Source organism: Geminocystis sp. GBBB08 (assembly GCF_016743215.1).
In the GTDB taxonomy this organism is placed as follows: domain Bacteria; phylum Cyanobacteriota; class Cyanobacteriia; order Cyanobacteriales; family Cyanobacteriaceae; genus Geminocystis.
This window is the reverse complement of sequence record NZ_VRZC01000150.1, coordinates 1-9,647: the sequence shown is the minus strand read 5'-3', so window position 1 is coordinate 9,647 and position 9,647 is coordinate 1. Positions and strand designations below refer to the sequence as shown.

Sequence of the window (9,647 nt, the reverse complement as noted above, 5' to 3'; positions counted from 1 at the left end):
ATATACTATTAATAATAAGATGATGTCAATCGGAAAAAATAAACTACCTTTTTTTTCTATCATTATCCCTACTTATAATCGTCCTGAAAACCTAAAAAAATGTCTTGAATTTATAACAAAATTAGATTATCCAATCAATCGATTTGAGGTTATTATTGTTGATGATGGTAGTCCTCAATCTTTAGAATCAATTATTAATTATTTTCAACCCCTAATTAAGCTAAAATTTATTCAACAAAAAAATTCAGGTCCGGCTACCGCAAGAAATAATGGAGTTTCTCAAGCCCAAGGAAAATATCTTGCTTTTATCGATGATGATTGTGAAGTAACTCCTTCATGGTTGTCTATTTTTGCTGATGGTTTTGCCCAAAATCCTGATGCAATATTAGGCGGTTATACTATCAATAAACTTAAGGAAAATATTTATTCAGAAGCTAGTCAAAAATTAGTCGATTATCTCTATAGTTATTATAATGCTATACCTGAACAATCTAAGTTTTTTACATCGAATAACTTTGCTATTCCTAAATTAATTTTTGAAAAAATAGGCGGTTTTAATACTACTTTTCCCTTAGCGGCGGCAGAAGATCGGGAATTGTTTGATCGCATTTATAATCAAGGTTATCAAATGATTTATTTACCAAAAGCGCAAGTAGAACATTCTCATTATTTAACTCTAAAAACTTTTTGGCGACAACATCTAAATTATGGAAAAGGAGCAAAACATTTTCACCAAATTAAAGCCAAAAAAAAATTAACAACTATAAAAATAGAGCCGATTAATTTTTATGTTAATCTTTTAATATATCCCCTTAAAAGTGAGTTAGAAATCAAAAATATTAAAATAATCATACTATTTATTATTTCCCAAGTATCTAATACCATAGGATTTTTTTTTAATGAACTAGATAATTTATAATATAAAAGAAGATTGTATTTTTTCAAAATTAATGAAAATAAATTCCCAAAACATTATTATAATTGGTGCCGGTCCTGCTGGTTTAACTTGTGCTTATGAATTAGTAAAAAATAATCATCAACCTTTAGTTTTAGAACAAGCAAATTTAGTCGGTGGAATATCTCGAACTGAAGTTTATGAGGGTTATCGTTTTGATATTGGTGGTCATCGTTTCTATACTAAGGTAAAACAAATAGAACAATTATGGCGAGAAGTTTTAGGAGATAATTTTATTCGAGTCTCTCGTTTATCTCGTATTTATTATCAGGGCAAATTTTTTGATTATCCTTTATCTTTAAAAAGTACATTATTTAACTTAGGTTTAATAGAAAGTTCCTTAATTATTTTAAGTTATCTGAAAGCAAAATTAAGATTTATTGTAGATAAAAAAGAAGCTGAAACTTTTGAAGATTGGATAATTCATTGTTTTGGAGAAAGGCTATATCACACTTTTTTTAAAACTTATACAGAGAAAGTGTGGGGAATTCCTTGTAATCTAATTCAAGCTGAATGGGCAAAACAAAGAATAAAAGGATTATCTTTAAAAGAAGCAATAATTAATATTATATTCGGTAAAAGTAACGCTAAAAGTTTAATTAATCAATTTGATTATCCTATTCTTGGCCCCGGAATGATGTGGGAAGCATTTGCAGATGCGATCGAAAATAAAGGAGGAAAGGTACAATTAAATAGTAAAATTATTAAAATTAATCGAAAAAGTACAAAAATATTATCAATTGAAGTAGAAGAAAAAGGAGAAATAAAGACTATAAATGGAGAACATTTTATTTTTAGTATGCCCTTAACAAAATTATTAAATATAATTGAACCAAAGCCACCAGAAAATATTTTAAAAGTAGCGAATAAATTAAACTATAGAGACTTTTTAATTGTAGCTTTAATTATTGATGCGGAAGATTTATTTCCCGACAATTGGATATATATTCATGCTCCAAATTTTCAAGTAGGTAGAATTCAGAATTTTAAAAACTGGAGTCCAAAAATGGTACCTGATTTAACGAAAACTTGTTTAGGAATGGAATATTTTTGTTCAGAAGGTGATGATTTATGGAATTTATCTAACTCAGAATTGATCAAATTAGCTACTAAAGAATTAAAAGAATTAGGATTAGCTAAATATAAATTAGTTGAAGGAGGCACAGTCTTACGTCAGAAAAAAGCCTATCCTGTTTATGACAAAAATTATTATCAATATTTAACTATCATTAAAGATTATTTAGGCACTTTTGAAAATTTACAAACAATTGGTAGAAATGGAATGCACCGTTATAATAATCAAGATCATTCCATGTTAACTGGATTATTAGCCGCTAAAAATATCTTAGGTGAAAAACACGATTTATGGGAAGTTAATACAGAACGATCTTACTATGAAGAATTTATCAAATAAATTAGGGGTTATTAAAACTGCCTAAAAAATTCACTATCATGGGTGAAATTTCCTTAGAAAAATGCTCTTGAGGATAGTGTTTTGCTTCTTCAATGGTTATTAATTTTAAATTATTATTACTTTTTACTAAAGTTTCTACAGGGGAAAATTCTAGCCAAGGATCATCTTTTCCCCATATAATTAAACAGAGTTTTTCCCATTGTTTTAAACCAGCTTCTATTTCTGCGGTAACTTGTTTTAATTGTAATTTTTTTACCACCGTTACTAATGTTCTACCGGGTAAAGATGAGGTAACAATTGGTTTACGATAAAAGGCTAAATTTTGATCTGAAATTACAAAACCTGAGCCTTTTTCTAAAGTTCGATCGACTATTAAAGGATCTTGTGTTACCATATCACCTAAGAAAGGAATACCACATTGAGCAATTTGCCAAGGTAATTTTGCAGTAGAAAAAATAGGAGTATTGAGAATAATTAATTTATCAATTTTATCAGGATATTTTAAAGCGTATTGAATGCCAACGGTTGCTAAAAAACCTTGCACCACTAAGGAAATTTTTTCTAGTTTTAACTCATCAATAAATTCGGCAAATGCAGTTAAATAAGCAGAAGGTGTATAGTCAAAATCTCGTTTATCTGGTATGTCTGATAACCCCCAACCTAACCAATCAGGTGCAATAGCTCGATAACCATATTCTGTTAAAATAGGCATAATTTCTAACCAAGAAAAACTCTGAGAAAGTAAACCATGAAGTAAAATAACAGGAGTTTTATGATTATTTTCAGTGGGAAATCCTTCCCGATAAAACCATTCTAAGGAGGCAATTTTTATTTTATTTTCATTAATAGTCATTGTGTTTATAATTGTTAAATTTATATAATTAATTCTTAATTCCTAATTCCTAACAAGAGGTTTAAACCCCTTGCTAATTCCTCATTAATTATCGATTGCGGATAAAACAAAGTGCCTGTTTATTATTAGGGCAAAATTGACTAGAGACGGGGTTATTATGAATATAAAGTTGTTTTAAATTATCTAAATCAAATAAAGATTCTACATTAGAATTAGTGATATTATTATTATTAAGAGATAATTCTTCTAATTTTTTCAGTTTAGTTAAAGGAGTTAAATCAAAAATTTTATTATTATCTAAATATAACTCTTGTAAATTAGTTAAATCATCAAGAGGTTTTAAGTCTTCAATTTTATTATCTTTAGCATATAACTCTTCCAAATTAGTTAAATTTTCTAGAGGTGTTAAATCACTAATATTATTTTGATTCAGATATAATGTCTTTAAGTTAGTTACAGAAGATAAAGGTTTAATATCATTAATTTGATTGCCACTCAGATAAAGTTTTTCTAAATTAGTTAAAGATTTTAACGGTGAAATATCTGTTATTTTATTATGACCAATAATTAATTTTTGTAAATTAGTTAAAGATTTTAGGGGAGAAATATCACTAATCTCATTATCATATAAAGTTAATTCAGTAATATTAACAAAACTACTTAAAGGGCGTAAATCGGAGATACCTTTACTACTAATATTAATACTAAAAACTTTTGGCACAATTTCTGCCGCCTGTTGACAATTTTCAACTTTTAAGACACTGACAACAGCATTAATAGTTTTTTGAGTAGCTTCAGGTAAAGTTGCTTCTTGACGACACCAATCATTAAAACTGATCATGTTAGCATTAGTTTCAGCTATGGCTGATGAATTAATAATCGTAGTTAGTGCCAAACTAAATATTAAACTCGATTTTAATAAAAACATTTTGTTACTCTCACATCATAATGTTAAAAGATCTTAATATAGCAATCTTATATAAGTTCTGAAAATAGAAACACTCTATTATCCAATATAAAGATTTAAGCCCCTTGCCAAAGCTATCGCTTTTATAATAAACCATAAACATTCACTCAATTATCTTAATCTTAATTGTGTCATGACTTTTAAATTTACCCTAACAACAACTTTTTTTATCATCAGTTAAACTTAATTATTTAGTTCTAAAATATAAATGAAAGCAATTATGGTAGTGGGTACAACATCCCACGCTGGAAAATCATCTCTTGTTACAGCTTTATGTCGTTTATTATGGCGTAAAGGTTGGTTAGTTACTCCTTTTAAAGGACAAAATATGGCGTTGAATGCCTATGTAACTGCTACTGGGGGAGAAATTGGTTATGCTCAAGCACTACAAGCATGGGGTGCTAAAACTATACCTAGGGTAGAAATGAATCCCATTTTATTGAAGCCTCAAGGTAACATGACTTCTCAAGTTATTATGAAAGGAGATGTTGTCGGTGTCACCAATGCAAAACAATATTATGAAAATTATTTTGATAAAGGTTGGGAAGCTATTACTGAAAGTTTAGATATTCTGGCTCAAGAATTTGATTTAGTGGTATGTGAAGGAGCCGGTAGCCCAGCAGAAATTAATCTTAAACATCGTGATTTAACTAATATGCGAGTAGCAAAACATCTCAATGCTTCCACTATTCTTATTGCTGATATTGAAAGGGGGGGAGTTTTTGCTCATATTGTAGGTACTTTAGCACTATTAGATCCTCAAGAGCGATCGCTAATTAAGGGCATTGTAATCAATAAATTTAGAGGAGATCAAACAATATTAGATCCAGGGATAAAATGGTTAGAAGACTATACTAAAATTCCAGTATTAGGGGTAATTCCTTGGTTTGAATCGGCTTTACCCTCAGAAGATTCTCTGGGATTACTGAAGCGATCTAACAAAAAGAAAAATTATGAGTTAAAAATTAATATTATAAAATTGCCCCATATTTCTAATTTTACCGACTTTGATCCTCTCGAAGCCGAAGAAAGTATATTAATAGAATATATCGAACCGAATCAAACTCTTGGTTATCCAGATGCGGTGATTATACCCGGCACAAAAACTACTATTACCGACTTAAAAATGCTCGAAAAAACAGGCATGATGTCACAAATTAAAGATTATGTAGAATCAGGAGGGACTATTTTAGGTATCTGTGGTGGATTTCAAATGTTAGGACATCAAATATTAGATCCAGAAAATCTTGAAGGATTAGAGGCAGATTGTCAAGGATTAGATTTATTACCCATCAAAACCACCTTAAAACCTGAAAAAATTACTCGGCAAAGAGAAGTCGCTGCCAACTATCCTCAAAAAGATTTACCAGTAGATGGTTATGAAATTCATCAAGGATATACAGAATTGATTCCGTCTTTAAGTAAATTGCGTAAAATTCGTTATTTTTCTTTATTCAATGATGACAGTTTAGGCTTAGTTAATGAAACACAATCAATTTGGGGTTGTTATCTTCATGGTATTTTCGATAATGGTGCATGGCGTAGGGCATGGTTAAATAATTTAAGAAAAAAACGAGGTTTACCATCATTACCTACGGGCATAAGTAATTATCGTCAACAAAGAGAAGAATTACTCGATTCCTTAACAGATTTAATCGAAAAACATCTTAACTTAGATCCGATTTTGAATGATTAATCTTTGCTAATTATGAAGAAATATTACAAAATTTACTTTTTTAGAGCCTAAATTAAAAAAAAGATTTATATTAGTTGATAGGTACAAAAAAGGAGGAAAACCCCTTTACAAAAGTTAGATTAGAGTTCGTACCCTCTGCTCTGGTCATACTAACTAATCGTTAATCAAAACTGTAACTTCTAAGATAATTTAGCTCGACTGTTGTGGTTGTAGTTTAGATAAAAGTCTAAAGAAGAGGCGTTTAATAGTCTGCGGTAGTGTCTTGCTGCTTGTTCTAGTTCCGTTCGTTGAGTTAAATTCTAGGATGTGATTTTGGGATACTCGAAGCTCGGTGGTGAGAAGATTAGATTAGTCGATAGTTGTTAACCCATAGTAACTCAAGTTTTTTGAGATAATTTTTTTGAATCCTAATTTATCGAATATAAAATAACCCGCCTAGTCTCTATGGTGGGTTTAACTTTTTGGAAGATAATAAATATCAGGTTGTCAAGAGAAATCCGCCCCTACAATGTAAGAGCGGGTTATGGTGTGAGGAGTGAACGGAAACTTTGTCTCCGTCTTCTCTATTGTAACTTACTTATGAGATTCTACGCCTTGGATCTTGATTATTTTTTAACCAGAAATCAAGGAAAGTGCATCAATAACAATGGAAGGAGTATAACAAGAACTAGTCCATGTAAGATCATTTCCCACGGATTTGACTCTATTTAAGGCTTGATAAATATTACCCGCTACCATGGTGTCTTTAATTCTACCGACAATTTCTCCTTTTTTAATGTGATAACCTAAGTTAATATTGAAGGAAAAATCCCCTGAAATATCAGCACTTTCTCCTAAAATTTGGTCAATAATAATGCCATCTTCGATATTTTCGATTAATTGAGCTTGGGATAAATTACTTTCTTGTATTACTAAGTTAACTAAATCAGGTGTAGGATAACTACCTAAACTGGGGCGAAAACCGTTACCAGTACTAATTGTAGCTAATTGTTGAGCAGTTTTGTTATCGCTGTAAAAACTATTTAAAACTCCTTGATTGATTAAATTTAGATGTTGAGTTATTGTGCCTTCATCGTCAAAGGGGCAATTGTAAGGTTGTAAATTCGGTTGTTGACTTAAACACAGACAGGAAGAAACAATTTTTTTCCCATAGGATTCACTCCAAGGAGAAGATTTATCCAAAATTCTTTTACCGTTTAAGGCTTGGCAGACGGTTTCCCATAAAGTTATTGCCCCATTGGGAGTAAATAACACGGGCTTTTTACCATTTTTCACTGAGGTGTTTTTTTCAGCCCATTGTAATTTCTGTAAAACGGTATTAATTATTCTCTGTAAATCAATTTCGTCATGGCTATATTCACCGTCATAAATGCCTAAAAAATCCTCATCTCTTACTAATTCAATACCTAAAGAGGCACTATAACTATTGTCAGTTTGTAAGCAATATAAACCATGAGAGTTGAGAAGTGTTGTTGTTTCTGTTTCCCACTCTATATCCAAATTTGTGATTACTTCAGGATATTTTTCTGTAATCGTGGCAATGGCATTTTTGCCTTGAGAAATTAAATTATTAAGATCGGGCTCATTGACAAAATTAGGGTAAATTAAATGATTATTATCGTTTAACAGTGGTTGTTCTGGCTCATTTAGTTCAGAAATAGCTAAGGCTTTATCAATTAAATCATCAGCATTAAAATCACCATAAGCAACGGCTAAACCTTGACAGTTATTTTGCCATAATCTTAAAGCTATGCCAGTGGTTTGTGAGCTTTCAATTTGTTTTAAACGATTGGCTTCAAAAGAAATAGGGCGAGAAAGGGATTGTACTTGATATACTTCTACCTCAGTAATACCTTTTTTGATGGTTAATTCTAATAATTCTTCTGCCAACATAACTTTAAAATAAGCCTAACTTTTAATAATGTGAATGATTATAACCTGATTTCACCTGAGTAAAAGGATTTTAAATCATAATTTTGTAATAAATTTATTGAGAATAATGACACAAGAAAACTTTTTAATTCGTACTATCGTTAATGAATCAGAAGTAAATTTAATGCTTAGTTGGGCGGCTTTTGAAGGTTGGAATCCGGGTAAATATGATAGTCAAACATTTTATTATACAGATCCAAAAGGTTTTTTTATCGGAGAATTAAATGATCAACCGATAGGCTGTATTTCAGCAATTGCCTATGATTTAACTTTTGGTTTTTTAGGTTTTTATATTGTTCAATCAGAATTTAGAAATCAAGGTTTTGGCATACAACTTTGGCAAAAAGCTATGGAATATTTAGGAAACAGAAATATTGGTTTAGATGGTGTAATTGCTCAACAAAAAAACTATGAAAAATCTGGTTTTAAAATCGCTTATAATCATATCCGTTATCAAGGCATAGGAGGCGGAAAAATATCCGATAAATTAATTGACTTAAATCGAATTTCTTGGGAAGAATTAATCACTTATGATAGGCAATGTTTTCCTACTAATCGTCAAGGTTTTTTACATAATTGGATTCAACAAAAGGAAACTATCGCTTTAGGTTTCATAAATAATCATAAATTACAAGGTTATGGAGTAATTCGCCCGGCAGAAAATGGTTATCGTATCGGTGCTTTATTTGCTGATAATTTTGAGGTAGCCGATATTATTTATCAAGGTTTAATTGCTGATAAAAAAGATTTGCCTGTTTTTATAGACATACCTAGTAGTAATTTATTAGCTCAACAATTAGTAAAAAAATATGCAATGTATCCTGTTTTTGAAGCGGCAAGAATGTATAATAAAAATTTTCCTGATATAGCTATTAATAAAATTTTTGGCGTAACAAGTTTAGAATTAGGTTAATTATCATGAGTAATTTTGACATCGTAATATTATCTAATGGTCCGGGAGAAATTACTACATGGGTTTTACCCGTCGTTAAACAAATTCGGGCTAATTTAACTATACCCCAAGATAAAGTTCGGATTTCTTTAATTTTATCACCCTGTCCTCACGCTACAGGCAATGAAGTTCAAATTGCTAGTCAATGGCAGGAAATTAATCGTATTCTATCAGCAGTAGATTTTTCGGCTTTTTTCTTATTAGGTAAAACTAAGGATAATTGGGATTGGTATTCTCAAGGATTAATCATCTTTTTAGGTGGTGATCAATTTTTTACTTTAGTTATTGCCAAAAGATTAGGTTATCAAAGTTTAATTTATGCTGAATGGGATGCCCGTTGGTATCGCTACATTGATTATTTTGCTGTTATGAGTCAATCTGTTATTGATAAAATACCTATTCAATTTCAGAATAAATGTAGTGTTGTTGGAGATTTAATGGCAGATGTTAGTATTTTAAATCAAGCAAAAAATAATGATAATCAAGATACTTTAAAAATTGGTTTATTACCCGGATCAAAATCAAGTAAATTAACTCAAGGTGTTCCTTTTTTAATGGCGATCGCCGAATATATTAGACACAAAAAATGTAATATTGAATTTATTATACCTCTTGCTCCGACAATTTCTCCAGAAAATTTAGCCTATTATGGTGATAAAAAAAATAACCCTTTAATTAATGATTTAGGAGGAGTAACAGGGGAATTAATTATAGAAAAAAATCAACTTTATTTAAAAACATCAGGAGGAATAAACATTAAATTAATTACCGAATTTCCTTGCTATGAAGAATTGATAAAGTGTGATATTTGTTTAACAACTGTAGGAGCAAATACTGCTCAGTTAGGATCTTTAGGAATACCCATGATTGTTTTACTA

At 30.3% G+C, this 9,647-nt stretch carries 8 protein-coding genes; 5 read left to right on the top strand and 3 right to left on the bottom strand.

The window, feature by feature from the left end:
- The first annotated feature begins 19 nt into the window (after window positions 1-19).
- Together FWJ34_RS15510 and FWJ34_RS15505 are read left to right on the top strand one after the other, a co-directional pair.
- Entirely contained in the window at window positions 20-919 is a 900-nt protein-coding gene (locus tag FWJ34_RS15510; RefSeq protein WP_396232011.1) for a glycosyltransferase, read from the top strand.
- A gap of 1 nt (window position 920) precedes the next feature.
- Entirely contained in the window at window positions 921-2,369 is a 1,449-nt protein-coding gene (locus tag FWJ34_RS15505; protein ID WP_396232009.1) for an NAD(P)/FAD-dependent oxidoreductase, read from the top strand.
- Between the two features lies 1 nt (window position 2,370).
- Here the strand turns inward: FWJ34_RS15505 and FWJ34_RS15500 are convergent, their stop codons facing one another.
- Window positions 2,371-3,222: an alpha/beta fold hydrolase gene (locus FWJ34_RS15500; RefSeq protein ID WP_308256243.1), complete on the bottom strand. Its 852-nt coding sequence runs from the start codon at window positions 3,220-3,222 to the stop codon at window positions 2,371-2,373.
- 88 nt (window positions 3,223-3,310) lie between these two features.
- Window positions 3,311-4,150 (bottom strand): leucine-rich repeat domain-containing protein, encoded by an 840-nt coding sequence (locus tag FWJ34_RS15495; RefSeq protein ID WP_308256242.1) that lies wholly within the window; start codon window positions 4,148-4,150, stop codon window positions 3,311-3,313.
- A gap of 247 nt (window positions 4,151-4,397) precedes the next feature.
- Here FWJ34_RS15495 and cobQ point away from each other — a divergent pair, with 247 nt between their 5' ends.
- Entirely contained in the window at window positions 4,398-5,885 is a 1,488-nt protein-coding gene (cobQ, locus tag FWJ34_RS15490) for a cobyric acid synthase CobQ (RefSeq protein WP_308256241.1), read from the top strand.
- A gap of 612 nt (window positions 5,886-6,497) precedes the next feature.
- Here the strand turns inward: cobQ and FWJ34_RS15485 are convergent.
- Complete coding sequence (locus FWJ34_RS15485) at window positions 6,498-7,778, bottom strand: TldD/PmbA family protein (RefSeq protein ID WP_308256240.1); 1,281 nt, start codon at window positions 7,776-7,778, stop codon at window positions 6,498-6,500.
- A gap of 106 nt (window positions 7,779-7,884) precedes the next feature.
- On the opposite strand from FWJ34_RS15485, the gene FWJ34_RS15480 reads away from it, so the two are divergent.
- Both FWJ34_RS15480 and FWJ34_RS15475 read left to right on the top strand, forming a co-directional pair.
- Window positions 7,885-8,730 carry a GNAT family N-acetyltransferase gene (locus FWJ34_RS15480; protein ID WP_308256239.1) on the top strand — a complete coding sequence of 282 codons (846 nt, stop codon included), beginning with the start codon at window positions 7,885-7,887 and terminating at the stop codon, window positions 8,728-8,730.
- A gap of 5 nt (window positions 8,731-8,735) precedes the next feature.
- The coding region (locus FWJ34_RS15475) for a lipid-A-disaccharide synthase (protein WP_308256238.1) at window positions 8,736-9,647 on the top strand (912 nt) is incomplete at its 3' end.